General features: G+C 69.1%; 9 protein-coding genes. 4 read left to right on the top strand and 5 right to left on the bottom strand.

Annotated elements, in window-relative coordinates:
- Positions 1-4 precede the first annotated feature (4 nt).
- From BKA18_RS28285 to BKA18_RS28275, 3 genes are all read right to left on the bottom strand, one after another.
- Positions 5-988 carry a ribose-phosphate diphosphokinase gene (locus BKA18_RS28285; protein WP_366046598.1) on the bottom strand — a complete coding sequence of 328 codons (984 nt, stop codon included), beginning with the start codon at positions 986-988 and terminating at the stop codon, positions 5-7.
- Positions 989-1,299: 311 nt separating this feature from the next.
- Positions 1,300-2,490 carry a PP2C family protein-serine/threonine phosphatase gene (locus BKA18_RS28280; protein ID WP_366046597.1) on the bottom strand — a complete coding sequence of 397 codons (1,191 nt, stop codon included), beginning with the start codon at positions 2,488-2,490 and terminating at the stop codon, positions 1,300-1,302.
- A gap of 131 nt (positions 2,491-2,621) precedes the next feature.
- Positions 2,622-3,878: an MFS transporter gene (locus BKA18_RS28275; RefSeq protein WP_366046596.1), complete on the bottom strand. Its 1,257-nt coding sequence runs from the start codon at positions 3,876-3,878 to the stop codon at positions 2,622-2,624.
- 636 nt (positions 3,879-4,514) lie between these two features.
- On the opposite strand from BKA18_RS28275, the gene pglW reads away from it, so the two are divergent.
- Together pglW and pglX are read left to right on the top strand one after the other, a co-directional pair.
- Positions 4,515-9,194, top strand: a complete 4,680-nt coding sequence (pglW, locus tag BKA18_RS28270; protein ID WP_366046595.1) for a BREX system serine/threonine kinase PglW — start codon at positions 4,515-4,517, stop codon at positions 9,192-9,194.
- Entirely contained in the window at positions 9,191-12,787 is a 3,597-nt protein-coding gene (gene pglX, locus BKA18_RS28265; RefSeq protein ID WP_366046594.1) for a BREX-2 system adenine-specific DNA-methyltransferase PglX, read from the top strand. Before pglW ends, pglX begins: the two co-directional genes overlap by 4 nt.
- A 79-nt stretch (positions 12,788-12,866) precedes the next feature.
- Here the strand turns inward: pglX and BKA18_RS28260 are convergent, their stop codons facing one another.
- The gene (locus BKA18_RS28260) at positions 12,867-13,079 is read right to left on the bottom strand and encodes a DUF397 domain-containing protein (RefSeq protein WP_366046593.1); all 213 of its coding nucleotides are present in this window, start codon (positions 13,077-13,079) and stop codon (positions 12,867-12,869) included.
- A complete protein-coding gene (locus BKA18_RS28255; protein ID WP_366046592.1) occupies positions 13,061-13,903 on the bottom strand; it encodes a helix-turn-helix domain-containing protein in 843 nt (280 codons plus the stop codon). The genes BKA18_RS28260 and BKA18_RS28255 overlap by 19 nt, the downstream gene beginning before the upstream one ends.
- Before the next feature lie 530 nt (positions 13,904-14,433).
- Between BKA18_RS28255 and pglY the strand changes: the two genes are divergently transcribed.
- Together pglY and pglZ are read left to right on the top strand one after the other, a co-directional pair.
- Complete coding sequence (pglY, locus tag BKA18_RS28250; protein ID WP_366046591.1) at positions 14,434-18,342, top strand: BREX-2 system ATPase PglY; 3,909 nt, start codon at positions 14,434-14,436, stop codon at positions 18,340-18,342.
- Positions 18,339-21,251: a BREX-2 system phosphatase PglZ gene (gene pglZ / locus BKA18_RS28245; protein ID WP_366046590.1), complete on the top strand. Its 2,913-nt coding sequence runs from the start codon at positions 18,339-18,341 to the stop codon at positions 21,249-21,251. The genes pglY and pglZ overlap by 4 nt, the downstream gene beginning before the upstream one ends.
- The last annotated feature ends 94 nt before the right edge of the window (positions 21,252-21,345 follow it).

Genomic DNA, 21,345 nt, shown 5'->3' with positions numbered 1-21,345 from the left:
CCGGTCAGCTGCCGTCGTCGAAGAGGCCGGTGACGGACGTGTCGTCGGCAACCGCCTGGATTGCCTGCGCCAACAGGGGTGCGATGGAGAGCACCGTGAGGGCGTCGAAGTACTTCCCGTCCGGGATGGGCATCGTGTCGGTGAGCACCACTTCGCGTGCACCGCAGCCGGCCAGGCGTTCCGCGGCCGAGCCCGACAGCACCCCGTGCGTCGCGGCGACCACCACGTCCCGCGCTCCCGCGTCGAGGAGCCGGCGCACCGCCTCCGCGATGGTGCCGCCGGTGTCGATCATGTCGTCGATCACCACGCACAGCTGCCCGCGCACGTCGCCGACGACCCGGTTGGCGACCACCTCGTTGGGCCTGAGCGGGTCCCTGGTCTTGTGGACGAAGGCCATAGGGGTTCCCCCCAGGGCCTGCGCCCACTTCTCCGCCAGCTTGGTGCGCCCGGAGTCCGGGGAGACCACGGTGAGGTGCTCGGAGCCGTGCTTCTGCCGCACATGCCCGGCCAGCAGCGGCAACGCCCACAGGTGGTCGACCGGTCCGTCGAAGAAGCCCTGGATCTGTGCCGCGTGGAGGTCGACGGTCATGATGCGGTCGGCGCCGGCGGTCTTGAACAGATCGGCGACCAGCCGGGCGGAGACGGGTTCGCGTCCGCGGTGCTTCTTGTCCTGCCGGGCGTATGGGTAGCAGGGCGCGACCACGGTGATGCGCCGGGCGCTGGCCCGCTTCAACGCGTCGACCGTGATCAGCTGCTCCATCAGCCAGTCGTTGACCGCTCCGCAGTGGCTCTGCAGCACGAACGCATCGCAGCCGCGCACCGACTCATCGACACGTACATAAATCTCCCCGCTGGCGAAGTCGTACGACGACTGCGGCGCCACGGCAACATCCAGATGCTTCGCCACATCGTCCGCCAGCCGCGGATGTGCTCGTCCGCTCAGCAGAACCAGCCTCTTCGCAGCCGCCCCCGGCACCGCGCCCGTCATCCCCGTCACCTCTCTGTCCCGCGGCACGCCTGCCGGCACGCCGTGAGCGAGAGCCTCACATGCCCATATGCCCTGGGCACCATGGTCAGTTGTCCCGAATCGCCGCCCCGTCACCGAGGCGGCCCGGCCGGGCGCGGGGCACTCGCGCCCGGGCAGCGGCGGAGCTGTCGCGCCCGGGCCGGCTCGGGCTCTCGAAGCCGCTCCCCCGTCCGCCTTCCCGGCTAAGACACACCGACACCTGCGGACTCACCGACGTCCTGTGCACTGGTCCCGTCATACGGACTCACCGACGTCATACGAGCTCACCGACGTCATGCGGGCCCCAGCGCGAGCAGGGCGACATCGTCGTGGAAGACCCGGGTGTGGCGTGGCAGGTCGGTGTTGAGGAAGTCGATGACGTCGGCGGGGCCGGGCGCGGGCCGGCCCGCGAAGCGGTGGCGCAGGCGGTCGAGGAGCGGGTAGAAGGCCCCGGACTGGTCGCGGGCCTCGATCAGGCCGTCGGTGCACAGGAGCAGGACGTCGCCATGGGTGAAGGGGTGGGTGTAGGAGACGGGGTCCTCGCCGTCGAGGGCGCCCAGGCCGAGCGGGAGGGCGGGCGGTCCGGAGAGGGCCGTCACCTCACCGCGGGAGATCAGCATCGGCTCGATGTGCCCGTGGTTGACGATGGTCAGCCGCTGGGCGACGGCGTCGTACTCGACCAGGGCGGCGGTGACGAACAGTTCGTCGTCGGGGCGCTCTTCGGCCTCACGGGCCAGGCACCGCTCCATCCGGGCGGCAACCGCCAGCAGGTCCGGCTGGTCGTAGGCGGCCTCGCGAAAGCTGCCGAGGAGGTCGGCGACCGTACGGACGGCCTGGAGCCCCTTGCCGCGGACATCGCCGATGAGGGCGCGCTCCCCGGCCGGGGTGGCACGGATGTCGAAGAGGTCACCGCCGACCATGGTCCCGACCTCGCCGGACCGGTAGAGACCGGCCGCGAGCACCTGCCCGACCCGGTGCGGCACCGGCCGCAGCAGGGTACGCATCAGGGCCTCGGCCACCGAATGGGCGCGGACCAGCTGTTGCTCCTGGCGCCGGCGGTGGGCGGCCAGCGCCACCCCGAGGAGGCCGACCAGGCCGGTAGCGGTATAGGCGGCGACATGGTGGTTCTCCCACAACTGGTGGACGTTGTGGCCCGTGCAGCACGGGGTCCCGGCCAGCACGCCCTCCAGCACCATCGCGAAGACGGTGATCGCCGCGACCGCGACCGGACCGAGGGTGTACGCGGCGGTCACCGGCAGCGCGATGAGCAGAAAACTCACCGCCCATGGCGTGGGGGTCACAAATTCCAGCAGCAGCACCCACACGACATAGGCCAGCGGCAGCCAGCGCATCCACGCGGGCGGCCGCGGCACCTCGAAGCCGCTGTGGTCGACGATCGCCGTGAGCTGTCCGCCCGTACGCCCCCGGTCCGGCCGGCGATCACGGCCGATCCGCTCGAAGATCCACTGACCCGACCTGTCCACACGGGCTCCCGACACGACCGTGATCAAGAACCACAGCCTGTCGCGCCCGGACCGCCCCACCCGGCCATTACGCCGCCTGACGGCATGTCACATACCGTCAGGCGGCGAGCAACGGGAAGGAAGGTCAGGGCTCAGCCGTCTCCGGCCCCCGGCCCGGCCTCCACCCCGGCGGGACCTGCCCGGTCCACCACCCGGCCCCCCTGATCCACCAGGTCCGCCCGGTCCGCCCGGCCCGGCTCGGGTTTGACGAACGCCAGGACGGCGGCGAGGCCGACGGCAGTGGCCATCACCCCCGCGGTCACCCGGGAATCACCATGGAACAGGCTCCCGGCGGCGCCGGTGAACAGCGTCACCAGCAGCGCCCGCCCGCTCATGTTCAGCGAGGACGCGGCGCCCTGAAGCTCCGGGTAGACGCCCATGGAGCGCCCGAAGATGACCGGATAGACCGCGGCGAAGCCCACACAGAAGACGGCCACCGCCCCGGTGGTCGACCACGGCCCCTGACCGAACACCAAGAACAGCACGACGCCGAGGACCGTGGCGGCGATACCGCAGACCACCGTGCGCTCCGGACCGCCCAGCATCTCGACGAGCCGGGAGGCAGCCAAGCTGGTCACGGCGAACGAGGCCACGATGATCAGGAGATGCCCGGCGAAGTGGACCGTGGACAGCCCGAAGGCGCCGGTGTAGAGGAACGAACTGGACGCAATGAACACCATGTACGCCGCGAACAGCAGACTGGGCACGAGCGACGCCGCCAGGAACCCCTTGCTGAACAGCAGCTTGCGGTAGCCGGCGGCGACCTGCCGCACGCCGATCCCGCTCGGCTCGCCCCGGGTCTCCGGCAGGAAGAGCGCCATCAGCAGCAGCGACACCAGGGTGATGCCGACGACCGTCGCATAGTTTCCGCGCCAGCCGAGCGTCCGGTTGACGAGGCCGCCCAGCGCCGGCGCCGCCGTCATGAACACGGACATGGCGGCGTTGGTGAGCCCGTACCACTTCATCAGACGGGCGCCCTGGTAGACGTCACCGAGAATGACGAAGACCAGGACCACGGACGTACTCGCCCCGACCCCCTGGACGAGCCGGGAAGCGAGCAGGAAGCCGATGCCGGGCGCCACGGCGCAGCCCAGCGCACCGGCCAGCATGACCGAGTTGCCGGCAAGCATGACCGTTCGCCGGCCGTACCGGTCCGACAACGGGCCGTAGGCCAGGGCGCCCAGGCAGTAACCGAAGAAGTTGAACGTGATCGTCAGCTGCACCGAGGAATCGGCCGCCGCAAGGTCGTGCGCGATGTCCGGAAAGCTGGGCACGGACATGTCGAGTTCCATCAGGGTGCCGAGGAGCGTCAGCACCAGCAGGGCAGGCAAATATCTGTGTGTGGTCATGGCCTCATGAGGGACGAACCCAAGGGGAAGGAAATACGGACACGTTGACCGGAGCCGTGCCGAAACCAGCAGGGCTCAGTACTGAGTCGCGACCTGTCTTCGCACCAGAGGCCACCAGGCACCACAGGCGTTGAGGGGCCTACGACTCGCCCTCTCCCCACCCACAGCACGAAACGCCGACTGCAACGCGTCCCCTTCTGCATGTCGAGTCTGTCGTCGCGCGAGGGTAACTGGCGGGCTCCGAACGCCGCACTGCATTTTTGACAGCGGCGACGGGGGGAAGCGGCAGGGACGGCAACTCCTTCGCGTCGCATCCCGGCGGCCTTTGGCGACATCGTGCCCCTGGCGGATGCCCTCGATCACGGCGACCGTTCATGCACCTGAAGTGGCGCGATTGTGAGCGAAGGGAACAACGGGGCGAGGGTTTCCAGCCGACGTGCTGGTGAGCACGGCTGGAAGCGCCGACGGCTACGGCGATGGTTCTTGGCGGCAGGCATCGCGCCCGCGTTCTCCACAACTACCTCCCGCATCCGGCCTCGCCGCTAGGATTTTCATGTCTTCCGCAGTCCGAGGGCCGACACCGGACGGGCGGGCGGTGAACCATCGTGCACGGGAATCAAGAGGCGGGGTCAGCACATGCGGGAAGGCCGGTGGACGACGGTCACCGAGTCCGAATTCGACCACGAGCGCCGCGGACTGACGGCCATCCGCGAGAAACTACCGGACGCCGATCCATGGCGGGCCTGGTCGAACTTCACCTTCACCGCGAACAGCGGCCATGTCCGCGAGGTGGACCTCCTCGTCGTCGCCCCCAGCGGCGTGTGCCTGATCGAGTTAAAGAACTGGCACGGCTCCCTCGCCAGCGAGAACGGCACGTGGGTCCAGACCACATCCAGGGGCCGCCGCATCACGCACGGCAATCCGCTGCACCTCGTCAACAAGAAGGCGAAGGAGCTGGCAGGGCGGCTCGGCCAGCACGGCAAACGAGTGTGGGTGGCCGAGGCCGTCTGCTTCACCGAGGGATCGCTGCGCATCCGCCTGCCGGCCCACGACCAGAACGGCGTGTACACCGTCGACGAACTGGTGGCGATGCTCAAGCAGCCGCCGCGCGACGAGCGTCACCGGATCACCGCGACCGGCTCCCGCGAGGTCAAGGCCGCACTCAACCGCGTCGGCATCCACAAGAGCGACGCCGAGTACAAGGTCGGCCCGTACGAACTGAAGCGGAAGTCCTTCGACTCCGGGCCGACCTGGGCCGACTATCTGGCCGAACACAGTGAACTGCCCGGGTCGGCCCGCGTCCGGATCTACCTGCGTGAACGCGGTTCGGACGCCACCATCCGCCAGTCGGTGGAGAACGCCGCCCGGCGCGAGGCCGCGGTCCTGCAGCGATTCAGTCACGTGGGCGCGGTACAGCTCAAGCAGTACAACCCCTCGGGGCACACGGCAGGGCCCGCCCTGATCTTCGACTACCACCCCCAAACCCTGCGCCTGGACGAGTACTTGCTCCAGTACGGGGCGAAGCTCGACATCCTCGGCCGGATGGCCCTTGTCCGGCAGCTCGCCGAAACCATGCGGTCCGCCCACTCGAGCCGCATCTATCACCGTGCGCTGGCCGCGCGCTCCGTTCACGTCATCCCGCGCGATCGAGGCAGGCGGGGCCAGGTGATCGGGGAAGAGGCCGCCTGGCTGACCCCGCATCTGCAGATCTCCGACTGGCAGATCGCCACGCAGCGCAATGGCTCGGGCAGCTCCGCACCGGGCGCGGCCCGGCTCGCACCGACGGCACTGTCCACGACACATCTGGCCGAGGGCTCCGACGCCTACCTCGCACCCGAGCTGCGTGCCCTGAGTGCCGACCCGGTGTACCTGGACGTGTACGGCCTCGGCGTCCTCACCTATCTGCTGGTGACAGGGAAGCCACCGGCGGCAAGCCAGGCCGAACTGCTCGCCCGCCTGGAAGCAGAGGAGGGCCTGCGGCCGAGTTCTCTGGTGGACGGCCTGGCGGAGGACATCGACCAACTGGTGCAGCTGGCCACGGCCTATCGGCCCGAACACCGCCTCTCCACAGTCGACGAGTTCCTGGAGATGCTGGAGCTGGTCGAAGACGCACTCACCGCCCCGGCTGCCGCGCCCGCGCCCGCGGCTCCCGAGAAGGACCCTCTCGAAGCCGTCGCCGGGGACGTCCTCGACGGCCGCTGGGAGGTCCGCCGACGCCTCGGTACCGGGTCGACCAGTCGCGCCTTCCTCGTACGGGATCTGGAGGCCGAGGCGCGCAGAACGCGACCCCTCGCCGTCCTCAAGGTGGCACTGTCCGACAGCCGGGGGGAGGTGCTCGCCCGGGAGGCCGAGGTGATGGGGCGCCTGCGTCCCGACTCCCGGGTGATCCGGCTCGTCGAGCCGCAGCCGTTGCGCATTGCGGGCCGGACGCTCCTCGCCCTGGAGTACGTGGGCGACGAGCGCGAGGAGACCGGCGACGGCACGGAGTCCAGCGGTGGACGTACCCGGCGGCGCGGCGAGACGGTCGCCCGTCAGCTGCGCGAGGGCGGACGTCTCCAGATCGACCAGCTGGAGGCGTACGGCGACTACCTCTTCGGCGCGGTGGATTTTCTGGAGGGCGAGAGCGTCTGGCACCGGGACATCAAGCCGGACAACATAGCGATCCGGGTCCGCCCCAACCGCACCCGAGAGCTCGTCCTCATCGACTTCTCCCTCGCCGGCTATCCGGCCAGAGAGTACGAGGCGGGCACGGACGGCTATCTCGACCCGTTCATCGGGACGTTGACCCGCACCGCCTACGACTCGCACGCCGAGCGGTACGCCGTCGCGGTCACCCTGCACCAGATGGCTTCGGGCGAACTCCCCAAGTGGGGCGACGGCTCGGTCCTGCCCCGGCAGACGGACCAGAAGAAGTTCCCGTACCCGACCATTGCGGCCGACGCCTTCGAGCCCGCGGTGCGGGACGGCCTGGTCGACTTCTTCCGAAAGGCCCTGCACCGGGACGCCGCCCGGCGCTACCCCGAGCTGAAGCCGATGCGGGATGCCTGGAAGAAGATCTTCCTGGACGCCTCGCAGGCCGTGCCGTCCAGCCGGTCCCGCCAGCCCGAGGCACCCGCCGCGACCGCCGCCGATGGCCGGCCCGCCATCGCGGACGCCGAGCCACTCACCGCTGAGCAGCAGCGCGATCAACTGGCCAAGGACGTCACCCGCGAGACGCACCTGTCGGCGGCGGGCCTCACCCCGGCCGCGGAGTCATTCCTCTACGGCCTGGACATCACCACGGTCGGCGGCCTCCTCGACTACAGCCGCCGCAAACTCGTCAACGCGCCGGGCCTGGGCGCCAAGACCCGCGGGGAGGTGCAGCGCCGACAGCGCGAGTGGGGTGAGCTGCTGCGCGAGGCGCCCGTGTCTCCGCTCACTCCCCGGGGCAGGGCGGAGGCCAAGGAGGAGCTCGCGCAGCTCACCGCCGGTGAGTCGACCGTGCTCGACTCCCTCGCCGCGGGCGGAAAGGCGGCCGGTCTCTCCGAGTCGGCACTTCGCTCGGTCAGCCTCGACACCCTCGCCACGATCCTGGTCCCGGAGCTGAACAACAACGGCTCCAATCAGAACAAGGTCGAGATGGTCCGGCTGCTGCTGCGTCTGCCGGACGAGCGTGGCGTCCTTCCGCACATCGGTGTCTGGCCGAAGCAGAAGGATGTCGCCGACGCGCTGGGGCTGTCCGCGGGTCGCATCCCGCAGATGCTCAAGGAGGAACGCAAGCGCTGGCGAAAGGACCCTTCGGTGCAGGCGCTGCGTGAGGAGATCATGGATCTGCTCGCGGACCTGGGCCGGGTCGCCCCCGCCGCGGAGATCGCCGACGCACTCGCCGTACGCCGTGGCACCCAGCTGTCCGAGCGGGAGCAGCGGCGCGCACTGGCGCTCGCGGCGGTTCGGGCCGTGGTGGAAATGGAACAGCTCGCCCCCGAGTCAGCGCAGTTCCAGCACCAGCCGAACCGCAAGGCCACGGACGAGTCCCTCGGCGCAGGCCTGCTCGCCCTGGATGTGCGGGAGGCCGACGAGGACGCAGGGGCGGAGGGCGACCCGCCGGACACCCCCACGGCTCCCGGTCTCCTCGACTATGCAACCCGGCTGGGCAAAACGGCCGACCGGCTCGCGAAGCTGGACACGCTGCCCACGGCGACCACGGTCCTCGGCGAGCTGGGCGCGCTGACTCCACCACCGGGAGCGGTGGAGTGGGACGAACGCCGGCTGGTCGAGCTGGCGGCCGCCGCGTCGGCGAACGCGGCGGCGACCCCGCGCCTGGAGATCTACCCGCGGGATCTGGACCTCGTACGCGCCCTGCGGCTCACCCAGGCCGGTCTGGTCCGGCTGATCCCGGGCGTGCCGGAGGAACGGCAGCCAGGGGTGACCGGCGAGGACGTGCACGAGCGCGTCCGGGCCCGCTTCCCCGAGCTGGTCGTGCCGGACGGCCGCGGCGGCGGCACGCACGATCTGCCGACGGCGGGCCCGCTGACGAAGGCGCTGCGGGAGGCGGGTTTCGACCTCATCCTCGCGACGCGCAAGGACACCGGAACACTGCGCTATCTGCCCGCGCGGATGGATACGGCATCCAGCTATCTGACTACCGGCGCCTGGCGGCGGTCCACAGACGTGGGCGCGGTGACGCGCTACGCGGACGACCCCCTGATCGCGGATGCGATACGCACCGAGGAACGCCTCACCGCCTCGGTCCGACGCGACGGTTACCGCATCTTGACAGTGCGTCAGGGCCTGTCACGGGAGGCTGTGGAGGAACTGGGCGCGGCGAACGGCCGGTTCGGCGCACACGTGGTGTCGGTGACGGAGCTGTTCCTGGAAGCCCTGCACACGCTCGTCCCGCCGGGGACGAAGCCGACGTGGGAGACGCTGCTGAAGGCCGACGCGGCGGAGCCCGGCTCGCGGAACGCGATGAAGTTCGCGGAGTACGCACGGACGGCGTGGGGCACGGTGGAGCCCCGCATACGGGAGCTTCTGGGGAACGGCGGTCCCGGCACCGCCCCGGTACTGCTGACGGAGGCGTCCGTCTTCGCCCGGTACGACGCGATGGGCGTCCTGGACCGGAGCGCGCAGGCGGCCCGGCACGGCGGCCGAGGACTGTGGCTGCTGGTCCCGCAGAGCGACCCGGCGCGCGAACCGAAGCTCGGGCAGGTCGCGGTGGCCCACCAAGCCGGCCTGGGCGAGTGGATCGAACTTCCGGACGCGTGGGTGCGCAACGCCCACCGGGCCGGCGCAGTGGCCGAGAACGGCCCCGAAGGCTACGAGGGAGACGTCAAGTGATCGACCGCAAGGCTCTGTTGGACGACCTGAAGCAGCAGGTCAAGGCGGTCGAAACCGATCTCGCGCGGCAGGTGAAGATCGTCGACGAGGGCCCACGCCTGCGCGCCGAGTACGACCGGGCCCGCAAGCTGGGCCGTACGGCGGCGACGTGGAACTCCTGGCTCGACGAGCGCGTCACGCAGGTCGCGGTGGCGTGGGTCCTGGGCACGGTCTTCGTCCGGTTCTGCGAGGACAACCGGCTGATCCCGGAGCCGTACCTGACGGCGCCGGAGGACGATCGCCGGGACCTGGCGCTCGCCCGGTACGAGGAGTACGTGGCGACCTCCGACGATCCGACCTACCGGGGCTGGCTGGAGCAGGCCTTCGACGAATTGGGTGCCGGGCAGGCCGGTCGGCTGCTGTTCGACCGCAGGCACAACCCGCTGTTCCAGATCCCGCTGTCGCACGACGGGGCACGGGACCTGGTCGACTTCTGGCGCGGCCGGGACGAGGCGGGCGTGCTGGTGCACGACTTCACGGACCCGCTGGAGCAGGACGGCGACGGCACGAAGGGGTGGGACACGCGGTTCCTGGGCGATCTGTATCAGGACCTGAGCGAGGCGGCGAGGAAAACTTACGCGCTGCTCCAAACCCCTGAGTTCGTGGAGGAGTTCATCCTCGATCGGACGATGGACCCGGCGGTCCGGGAGTTCGGGTACGAGGAACTGAAGATGATCGACCCTACGTGTGGGTCGGGGCACTTTGTGCTTGGCGCGTTTCGGCGGTTGGTGAGGCTGTGGGCGGAGGGGCAGCCGGGGCGGGATGTGCATGAGCGGGTGGCGGCTGCGCTCAACTCGGTACACGGGGTGGATTTGAATCCGTTCGCGGTGGCTATTGCTCGGTTCCGGTTGCTCATGGCCGCTATGGCTGCGGGGAACGTTCGCACGTTGGCCGAAGCCAACAAGTACACGTGGCCCGTGCACTTGGCCGTAGGTGATTCGCTGATCAAGGACCGGCAGCTGGAGCTAGAACTGGTCGGCGAGGAGTCTGGAGGCCGGTTGGTTGACTTCGCGTACGCGACGGAGGATATGCCGGAGCACCCGGCGATTCTGGAGCCGGGGCGATATCATGTAGTGGTCGGCAACCCGCCCTACGTAACCGTGAAAGACAAAAATCTGAGTGAGTTGTATCGAGAATTATACAATGCCTGCTCAGGCACTTACGCCTTGTCAGTTCCGTTTGCGCAGAGATTCTTTGAGCTGGCCAAGCGAGGGGATTCTGGCGGGTACGGGTACGGCATGGTCGGACAGATTACGGCAAACTCTTTCATGAAGCGGGAATTCGGGATCAAGCTAATCGAGAGCTTTTTCCGGGACAGAGTGGAACTGACAGAGGTGATCGACTCCTCCGGCGCCCACATCCCGGGTCACAGCACTCCTACGGTTATTCTAATCGGCAAACCGCGCGATGGCAGAAGCAGGTCAGTAACCATCCGCACAGTACGAAGCATCCAAGGCGAGCCGAGTACGCCAAAGAACGGCGCCCAAGGGGTTGTTTGGAATGCGATCATTGACCAGATCGAAAGGCCTGGGTCTGTCAGCAACTGGGTATCAGTCGACAGCCTGGATCGCGGCCGCTTTTTCGGCAAGCAGCCTTGGATCCTGACAGACGGCGGCCTAGAGATGGTCGAGCAAATCGATTCCGCTAGCGGCCAGCGAATGCGGGCAGTCGTGGAGCCCCCGATTGGGAGGGGTGTGAGGGTCGGTGCAGATGAGGCATATATTCGCCCCTTGCGCCCTGGCTACCGGACTATCGCTGACCGTGCGGCGCTGAGGCCGTTGATGGTCGGCGAGCTCGTCCGCGACTGGATAGGGCATCCCGAGGAGGCCATTTGGTACCCGTACCACGCGGGACTCGATAAAACCGATCTCGAAACCGAGCTCTGGCCCCTGCGGCGCGTGCTCGAAGTGCGACGTACCTTCCAGGGCGACATCAAGGATGCTGGCCTTAATTGGTTCGACTACATGCAGTTTACGGCCTCCGCGTACACGACAGATCTGTCAATTACTTTTGCAGAGGTTGCCACACACAATCATTTCACTCTTGACCGAGGCGGAAAGGTATTCAAACAAACATCACCGGTAATCAAATTGCAGCAGGGCGCAGATGAGCGTGATCACTTAAAAGTCCTCGGGATCCTGAACAGCTCCACAGCTTGTTTCTGGCTCAAGCAGGTATGTTTCTGCAAGGGAAACGCCACAGCATCAAGCGGTATGGCTGATCAGCCATGGTCCTGGAACTACCAGTTCAACGGCACCAACATTGAACGATTCCCGCTTCCCTCCGCCTACCCCACCACCGCGCTAGCGATCCTCCTTGACGCCCTGGCTGAAAGGCTATCTGGCACTACGCCGTCTGCAATCGCATCCAAGGCCCCGCCTGCCGCCCCTACCCTCCGCGAAGCCCGCGCCGCCTGGCTCTCCAACCGCGCCCGCATGATCGCCCTCCAAGAAGAACTGGACTGGCAGGTCTACTCCCTCTACAAGCTGCACCCGGAAGACCTCCGTGTCTCCGAGGATCCCGAATCCCCCAACATTCCCGAACTCACCCTAGGAGAGCGCGCCTTCGAGATCGTGCTCGCTCGGCGGGTCGCCGCAGGCGAGGCGAGCGGCGAGTGGTTCAAGCGGCACGGGTCCACGCCCATCACAAAGATCCCCGAGCACTGGCCTGCCGCATACCGCGAGGTCGTGCAGAAGCGGATCGACGCCATCGAATCGAGTCGAGCCATCGGCATGGTGGAGCGTCCCGAGTACAAGCGGCGCTGGGCCACCGAAGGGTGGGACTCTCTCCAGGAAAAGGCACTCAAGTCCTGGCTGCTCGACCGGATCGAGAACCGGGACCACTGGTTCGACGAGAACGGCATGCCTGCTCTCGTCACCCTTTCCCGCCTCACCGACGTTCTCTCCCGTGACGACGACTTCGTCTCTGTCGCCAAGATCTACGCTCCTCACAAGGAACTGCCCAACGTCGTCGCCGAGTTGATGACCGACGAGCACGTTCCGTTCCTCGCCGCCCTGCGCTACAAGCCCTCCGGGCTGAAAAAGCGCGCGGACTGGGAGCACGTGTGGGATCTCCAGCGGCAGGAGGACGCCGCGCCGGACGAGCCGACCAAGCGGAAGATCCGGGACAGCATCCCCGTACCGCCGAAGTACACCTCCGCGGACTTCCTGCGCGCCTCCTTCTGGCGGGCGCGCGGCAAGCTCGACGTACCCAAGGAACGCTTCATCTCGTACGGGCAGAGCAACGTCGCCACCCCGGACCTGTACGGATGGGCCGGCTGGGACCACCGCGAGCAGGCCTACGCCCTCGACGCCTACATCGCCTCCCACGAGGCGCTGACCTCCGAGGAGTTGACGCCGTTCCTGGCGGGCCTGCTGGAGCTCCAGCCCTGGCTGGACCAGTGGCACGACGAGTTCGACGCGGCCTTCGGCGCCTCACCCGCCGCCTTCTTCCGAGGCGACCGGCTGATGGTCCAGGGCGAGCACGGTCTCACGGACGATGATCTGCGCGAGTGGCGCCCGGTTCCTGTGAAGCGGGGTGCCAAGAAGAAGTAGCCCTCGCGACGAAGACACCGACGACCTCCGCAGACCAGCAGTAACTGGTCGGCGGAGGCCGTCTCGTGAAACCTGCGGCTCAGACGCCCAACGAACCGTCCTTCACGGCCGATACGAACGACGACCAGCCGTCCGCAGCGAACGCGAGTATGGGACCGTGCGGGTTCTTGCTGTCCCGCACGGGGACGACGGCGCGGGCGAAGTCGTCGGAAACCTCGACGCACTCGCCTCCATCCTGATTGCTGTAGCTGCTCTTACGCCAAGTCACGGCGGTCAGGTCGAGGGATCGCACGGTACTTCCTCCAACATGCGTAGGACGAACTTCCGCGACTCAGCCGGGGTCAGTGCCAGGTCGCGGACTGCATCGTAGGCACGCTGTAGTCGCTCGACCGGGCCGTTTTCCTCGATGAGCTCGCCCCGGTAGCCGTTCTCTGTGTACGCCACCGTACGCCCCTCCGGCAGACGCAGAAACATCACTGCGGCACCCATCAGCCCGTGCAATCCAGAGCTCTGCGGCAACACCTGAATCGTCACCCCATCCCGCTCCCCCACCTCCCCCAAATACTCCAACTGCCGCCGCCACTCCCCCGCATCCCGCAACGGCGTCCGCAATACCGCCTCCGACAGGATCGTGCGGAATGGCGGCGCATCCTCGCCCGCCAACAGCTCCCGACGCCCCATCCGTGCCTCGACCTGCTGGTCCAGTTCCTCCCCCTTGAGGCCACCGGCCGCCAGCACTTCTCGCGCGTACCCCGGCGTCTGCAACAGCCCCGGCAAGACGCTCACCGCGAAGTGCCACAGGCTGGTGGCCTCCGCCTCCAACGCCATGTATCGCCGGTACCGCTCGCGGAACTGGGTCTGGTCACTGACCGCCAGTTCCCACAGGGCCAGGAGCAGCCCCGGCGTGCCGTAGTACTGGTCAAGGGCTTGGACCACCTCGGGGCCGCCCAGCGTCTCCCCGTTCTCCATCTTCCCGAACAACGACCAGTCCCAGCCCAGCCGTTCGCCGAGCTGCCGCAGGCTGTCGCCGCGCCGGGTACGCAGTGCACGCAGCTCCTCCGCGAACCGCACGCGGGGTTCCTTGCTGCGGCCCGTAACCACTCGCCTCATCGGCATGATGCTGACCTCCTTGGATGGTGTGGAACCGGTGTCGTCCGCCGGGGAAGCACAGCCGCCGTCGACGTGTCTCACTGCCCTGCGCAGGCGAACTGTCGTAATGAGCCCGCAGGCAAGCTAATTCACGCCGCGCGGCCAAGGCGGAGAATCTCCGCAGGCACGATCGAAGGGGGACACGCGCGCCAGGCGACCGGCCCCGCATGGCACCGCACAGCGAAGGCTCTGGCGGCTGACGCCCCGCCACACCGATGCTCCTGGCGTCCCCTAACTGGTGCTAATTCAAAGGCAGTCGAGAAGGTGGTTTCGGAAACGGCAGATCTGGTTACGAGGCATGCCGGCGTTCCGCTTGCGTCCGGAGCCCGCCGAGGAACAACGAGGCGACGGGTTGGCACAAGATGGCAAAGGACCGACCGGAGAACCGACCGTGTACCGGACAATGTCCTGCGGGATGAGAGTGGTCCCGACGAGACCCGCCCGCCCGTACGGATCGCGACGGCGCGCACGGCACCAAAAGGAGAGCGAGACCCGCAATGGCCCTGGCCCAACAGCCGCCCCTGCTCCGCGATGTCATCGACATCAAGGAGTCGATCTCCACCTCGGACTTCGTCCTCCAGCTGTCCGAGGCGACAACCAGGGAGGGCGCCGCACACGCCCTACGGGACTACGTCGTCACGGAGCGGCTGCTGGAGAACTTCGACGAGGCGCTGGGCCTGATCAAGGCGGCGCTGGACGGGCGGACGTCGAAGGCCGCCTATCTGCACGGCTCGTTCGGTTCCGGTAAGTCGCACTTCATGGCGGTGCTGCACGCCCTGCTCAGCGGAAGCCCCGCCGCCCGGTCCCGCACCGACCTCGACCCGGTGCTGACCAAGCACGAGTGGCTCGGCACGGACGGGAAGAAGTTCCTGCTCGTGCCGTACCACATGCTCGGGGCCAAGGCGCTGGAGCAACGGATCCTCGGCGGCTACGTCAGCCATGTGAAGAAGCTGCACGAGGACGCGCCGACACCGCAGGTGTACCGGACCGACGCGCTCTTCGAGAACATCCGGTCGCTGCGGGAGCGCCACGGGGACCGGTTCATCATCGACGGGCTCGCATCCACCGACGCCTCCGGCAACGCTGACGAGGACGACGAGTGGGGCGAAGCGTTCGCCTGGCAGCCGGATCTGCTGGACACCGCGCTCGCCGCCGAAGAGGTGCACGAGTCGGGTCAGGCCCTGAACCTGGTCAGCCCGTCGACGCCGGCCGAGCTGCGGGCCCGGCTCGTCCAGGACGCGAGCACGAACCTGCTGCCGGGCTTCACGAAGAACGCCGCCGAGGACGAGCACGGTTTCGTCTCGCTGGATGCCGGGCTGTCCGTGATCGCCGAACACGCCAAGTCGCTCGGCTACGACGGGCTGATCCTCTTCATGGATGAGCTGATTCTGTGGCTGGCGACCCTGATCCACGACCAGAAGTTCGTGGCCCGCGAGGCCAGCAAGATCACGAACTTTGTGGAGGGCGGCGATGCGCGCCGTGCCATCCCGGTGGTGTCCTTCATAGCCCGGCAGCGGGACCTGCGGGAACTCGTCGGCGAGGAGGTGTCGGGCGCTGCCGAGTCGTCCATCCAGGACACCCTCAACCTGGCATCCGGGCGGTTCGACAAGATCACGTTAGAGGACCGCAACCTCCCGCAGGTCGCCCACGCCCGCCTTCTTCAGCCCAAGGACGCCCAGGCAGCGGCGCTCGTCACCGCCGAGTTCGAGAAGACCCGCAAGATCCGCCAGGAAGTGTGGGACACGCTGCTGGGCTCCGACCGGGGCGCCGACGGGGTGGGCGCCGACGAGGAGAGCTTCCGGCTGACGTACCCCTTCTCGCCGGCCTTCATGGACACCCTCGTCCATGTCTCCTCCGCGCTCCAGCGCAACCGGACCGGTATGAAGCTGATGGGGCAATTGCTCGCCGATCACCGCGACGAGCTGCGGCTCGGCGATCTGATCCCGGTCGGCGATCTGTATCCGCTGATCACGGCCGGCGGCGACAAGCCGTTCACGGACAGCCTGAAGGTCGTCTTCGAAGCGGCCGACAAGCTCTACCGCACCAAGCTGCGGCCGTATCTCCTCGGCACATACAACGTGTCGGAGGAGGACGTCGAGCAGTACACGCACCGCGGCCCGGACAGCATCACCGACCCGGACCTGCGGGGCCGGGTGAAGACGTTCGTCGGCGACAACCGGATCATCGGCACCCTGCTGCTGTCCGCGCTCGCGCCCAGCGTGCCCGCACTCGCCGATCTCACCATTCGCCGGCTCTCCGCGCTCAACTACGGTTCCGTCGTCGCACCGATCCCTGGACGCGAGTACGGCGTCCTGAAGGACAAGGTCGCCGAATGGGCGGGCCGCTTCCCGGAGATCAAGGAAACCGGTACCAAGACCAATCCGGGTGTGCGTCTCGAACTGACCGGTGTGGACGTCGACTCCGTCATCGCCAACGCCAAGGTCAACGACAACCCCGGCAACCGGCAGGCGCTCGCGAAGCGGTTGCTGGCAGAGGAACTCGGCCTCGAAGAGGGGCAGTTGACCGACCGGGTGAACTTTGCGTGGCGCGGCACGCATCGCAGCGCCGAGGTGGTCTTCGGGAACGTGGCCGATGAGGAGGAGCTGCCCGACCACGACCTGATGCCGCAGGAGGACGGCTTGTGGCGCATCGTCGTCGACTTCCCGTACGACGAGAGCGAATACGGGCCCGTCGAGGACGCCAACCGCATGCAGCGGCTGCGCGAGAAGCAGCACCAGGGCGAGCGGTCCCGTACCGTCGCCTGGCTGCCGGCCCACCTCTCCGCACAGCGGTACACGGACTTCTGCCGCCTCGTGGTCATCGACAAGGCGCTCGCCGACGAGCAGCGCTTCGACAGCCAGTACGCCGGTCACCTCAACGCCGACAATCGCGCCCGGGCCAAGGGACTCCTGGAGACCCAGCGCGAGTCCCTGCTCAACAAGGTCAAGGCCGCCTTCAAGCAGGCGTACGGGCTGGCCGACAAGAAGGCCACCGATGTGGAGCTGGGCTTCGGCGACCATCTCCAGTCGCTGCGCGAGGTCGACGGGCTGACGCTGTCCTTCGGCCAGTCCCTGCGGGACGGTCTGCGGCACATCGCGGGCAGGCTGCTGGCCCATCAGTACCCGGACCATCCGGATCTGGACCCCGACGCCACCGGCACGACGGTGAAGGCGGCCGACGCCCGCAAGGTCTTCACCCATATCCGGGCCGCGGCAGAGGCCCGCGACGGCCGGACCGAGGTCCCGGCCGGCGACCGGAAGCTGGTACAGCGCATCGCGGGCCCACTCCGCCTGGGTCAGCAGAAGGAGGCGTACTTCGAGCTGTCCCTGTACTGGGCCGACCACTTCCGGAAGCTGGTCCGCGACCGCGGCGTCACCAGCGACCTCTCCCTGATCACGCTCACCGACTGGACCGACCTGCCGCAGCCGCGCGGGCTGCCCGACTTCCTCACCCGCCTGGTCGTCGCCGCGTTCGCCGAGATGGACGACCGGGTGTGGGTGCGCGGCGGCATGCCGCTCGACCCCGCTCCCGAGCTGTCGCAGATCAAGGACCTCGACGGGCTGCGCAGCCAGCCGCTCCCCTCGGAGGAAGCCTGGGACGGCGCCCGGCACCGCTTCGCGACGATCTTCGGGGAGACCGCTCCGACGCTGCGGCGCGGACGCATGGTCAACCAGTTCGCCCGCCAGATCACGGAACAGGCCCGCTCCCATCAGGAGCACGCGGCAGATCTCGTCCGGAAGCTGGAGGAGCACGCGGGATTTCTCCGGCTCGACGGGACGGACGAAGCGGGGCGGCTCGCGCTCGCCCGTCGGTCCGTCGAGCTGCTCAAGGCCCTCACCCAGGCCGCGGGGCAGGGTGCCGCCGGCGCGAAGAAGACGGTGGAGGCGCTCGCCTCCTTCGACCTCGGCCAGGTCAGCGCCGACCGTTTCGGTGCCTCGGTCAAGCAGGCCCGGGCCGTCGCCCAGGCACTCGACGCCGCGTCCTGGACCACTCTCGACCTGGCATCGAGCGAGGGCCCCGAGGGGCAGGCCCTACTGGACTCGCTGCGGAACGTGGCCGGCAGCGACCAGCGGACCAGCGACCTGCGGGACGCCCTGGTCCGTACGCAACGCGAGGTCCTCGCGCTGGTGAAGCGCAACCGCGCCGCCGCCACTCCCCCTCCGGCGCCCCCCGTCTCCCCGAGCGCGAGCCAGGTGTCGCTGAACACGGCCACCAGCCACCCGCCCGTCCCTCAGGACAGGACTCCGGCGCCCGCCTCCGGCCGCATTCCGGCGCCGCGGTCCAGCGGCGCCCGCACTACCACCGCGGCTCGTGCGGTGGCCGAGCTGCAGGCGGAGCTGGCCGACTTGGCGGCCAGCGAGCCCGGCGCCGCGGTCGAAATCACCTGGCGGGTCGTCGAGTCATGAGCGCCACGAGCACCCCGGTGGCGGTGGCTCGACTGAACGTCGCGACCCTCACCCAGTATCTGGCGTCCCAGACGTCGCTGGCCGACTCCCTCACGGGCGGTGGCCGGCGACGGGCCGTCCTGCTGCGCTCCGCGCCCCAGTGGGACGGCCCGGCCGAGGCGGCGTGGGGCAACGGGTACACCGCCCGAGTCGCCGCGGCCCCCTCCCCGCTCGCCGTCCACGAACTGCTCCTGGACCATCTTGCGGAGCAGGACACGGAGGCGGCGGGCCCCGACGTCCTCGTCGTGCTGACCGACCGCGAGCAGAGCGAACTGGACCCGGCGATCCTGGCCCGCGCCCACAAAAAGCGCATCGACACCGTCGACAGCTGGGAAGTGGTGCGCGAGGCGTTCGGAGCCACGCAGGTCGACACCCGGCTCAAGAACGCGAACTGGGCCTCCGAGGCCCTGCTGGACGCCACCCCGCCGGGTGGCTGGCCCGCGCTCGCGGGTGGCGTGCTGTCCCGGCAGAAGGCCCTTTCCGCACTCACGCTGCGACGGCTGAGGCTCGGGAGGTACGACAGCGATGCGGACGGACCGCACCACACCCGCACCGACGACACCCTGGACACACACGCCTTGCTCGGCTGGTCCCTGAGCCCCGGCGGCCCCGAGCGGCTGCTGGAGCTGCGGGGTCCCGAACGCGCCGGTCTGCGGGAGTTCCTCGGCGAGGAGGACCAGGCCGGCCTGGCCGGACAGGCGCTGCTGGCCCTCGTCGAGGCCGAGCACGGCGAGGAGGCGGTCGCGTTCGGGCTCGTGTGCGGGGCGCTGTGGCTGCACGCCGTGCCGGACGCCGACATCTACCGTGCGCGCGGCCGTGCCGAGCGCTGGTTCGGAGAACAGTCCCCGGCAACCGGCGATCGGCTCGACGCTCTCGCGTCCGCGTTCGGGCGGGCCTGCGAGGAGTATGCGGGGGTCCTGCTGACCACCGCCGCCCGGGACACGGGCGGCGAGACGGACGAGGCCCGTGAAGCGCGCCGGATCAGCGACACCGTCCTGGACCGGGCATCAGCCCTGGTCCGCCAGTTCGGGGCGGAGACCGCCGCCCAGGCCAGCCCACTGCTGCCCACCGGGCTGGAAGCACGCTTCACAGCGGTGGGTCGGGCCCTGGAGACCGGCCGGCCCGGCCCTCTGGCGGAGGCCGTCCGCGCCCTGGGCACGCACCGGCGCGCCCAGGGCCCCGAGGCACGGGCCCGTATCGAGCGGGCCCGGATGGGTCAGCGTCTGGCGCAGTGGCTTGCCGGCGAACCCGGCGTCGCATGTGATTCGACGGGCGACGGAGTAGAGCGCCACATCAGGGAGACGGGGTGGGTGGACCAGGCCCTGGAACACATCGAGGCAGGCGGCGACCCGGACCCCGTCCTCAGGACCGCGTACGACAGGCTGGCCGCACGCGTCCGGGAACGGCGGCACGAGATCGACCGGCACTTCGCGCAGGCCCTGGCGGTCTGGACCGCCGCGGGCACACCCCCGCATTCGATGCTGACGGTGGAGTCCTTCCTCGACCGGGTCGTGAAACCGATCGTCCGCAGTGGAGACGGCCGGCGCGTCCTGCTGCTCGTCCTGGACGGCATGAGCGCGGCGATCGCCACCGAACTGGGTGAGGAACTCCGTTCGTCCTGGGCCGAGTTCGACCCGGTGAAGGAAGACAAGCCGCGTCGACGGGCCATGGCGGCCGCCCTGCCGACCCTGACCGCCGTCTCCCGCACGTCGCTGTTCGCGGGCCGGCTGCTGACAGGGACGCAGGCCGACGAGAAGCGGCTCTTCCCCGCGCAGAAGCTGTGGGGCGGCGCCCCGGCCGCGGTGTTCCACAAGGACGACCTGCGCGCCCAGAGCGCCGGGGACACCTTCGGCCCCGCACTCAGCGAGGCGCTCGCCGACGGCCGCACCCATGTGGCGGTCGTCCTCAACGCCATCGACGACAGACTGGCCAAGGAACAGAAGCTCGGCGACGGGGCGTGGCGGGCACACCACCTCCCGGGGCTCGTCGATCTGCTGCGCGTGGCCGCGGCGCAGGGCATGGCCGTACTGATCACCAGCGACCACGGGCACGTGGTGGACCGGCACGGCAGCAGGGTCGCGGCCGGAGCCCCGGAATCGGCCCGCCACCGCCTGCCCGACGAGGCTCCGGGCGCGACCGAGGTCGCGCTCAGCGGTCCACGGGTGGTCTGGCCCGACCCCGGTGCATCGATCGTCGCGCTGTGGGACGCGGACTCGCGCTACACCGCCCTCAAGGCCGGCTACCACGGCGGCGCCTCCCTCGCGGAGTTCACCATCCCCGTCCTCGCCTTTCTGCCTTTCGGCGCAACGCCGCCCAAGGAGTGGCGGGAGCTGGGTGACCAGCGGCCGGCCTGGTGGTTCCTGGACGAACGGGCGCCCCGGCCCGCACCGGCACCGCCCGAGGCGGCCTCCCCGGCGAAGAGCCAGCCCCGGCAGAAACCGTCGAAGACGCAGGCCGAACTGGCCCGGACGCACGACTCCCTGTTCGACGTCGTCCTGGTCCCGGCGGACGCGGACGGGGATGCACTGATCACCCCGGAGCTGCTCCCTCAGGCCGAGACCCTGGTTCATGCGCTGTTCGCCTCGGCTCCCTTCCAGGACCAGGTCGAGCTCCTGGCCCGCAAGCCGCGCGAGCGCGACATGGACAAGTTCAAACAGGCGGTTCGTGCTCTCCTCGACGCGGGCGGCACGCTGCCCGTGACGGCCCTGGCGCAGCGCGTCGACTTCCCCCTCAGCCGCGCGGACGGCTTCGCCGCGGTCCTGCGTCAGCTCCTCAACTACGACGGAGTCCAGGTCCTGGAGACGCTGCCCGACGGGCGGACCCTGCGCCTGCACCAGGGACTCCTGCGGGAGCAGTTCGGGCTGGAATGAACCCGTACGGGGGCAGCCGGTCAGCAGGGCGCCGTGCTAGCCTCGGCCGTAGGGACGTCCTCAAGAAACTGACGCCCGGTTCGCCTCAGGCCCC

Source organism: Streptomyces auratus, from assembly GCF_050433025.1.
Lineage (GTDB): Bacteria > Actinomycetota > Actinomycetes > Streptomycetales > Streptomycetaceae > Streptomyces > Streptomyces sioyaensis.
This window is presented reverse-complemented; position numbering and strand designations above follow the sequence as displayed.

Coding starts and splice junctions, on each gene's coding strand:
- BKA18_RS28255 (WP_366046592.1), bottom strand. CDS start 13,903: ATGCCGATGAGGCGAGTGGTTACGGGCCGCAGCAAGGAACCCCGCGTG.
- pglW (WP_366046595.1), top strand. CDS start 4,515: ATGCGGGAAGGCCGGTGGACGACGGTCACCGAGTCCGAATTCGACCAC.
- BKA18_RS28275 (WP_366046596.1), bottom strand. CDS start 3,878: ATGACCACACACAGATATTTGCCTGCCCTGCTGGTGCTGACGCTCCTC.
- pglY (WP_366046591.1), top strand. CDS start 14,434: ATGGCCCTGGCCCAACAGCCGCCCCTGCTCCGCGATGTCATCGACATC.
- pglZ (WP_366046590.1), top strand. CDS start 18,339: ATGAGCGCCACGAGCACCCCGGTGGCGGTGGCTCGACTGAACGTCGCG.
- BKA18_RS28285 (WP_366046598.1), bottom strand. CDS start 988: ATGACGGGCGCGGTGCCGGGGGCGGCTGCGAAGAGGCTGGTTCTGCTG.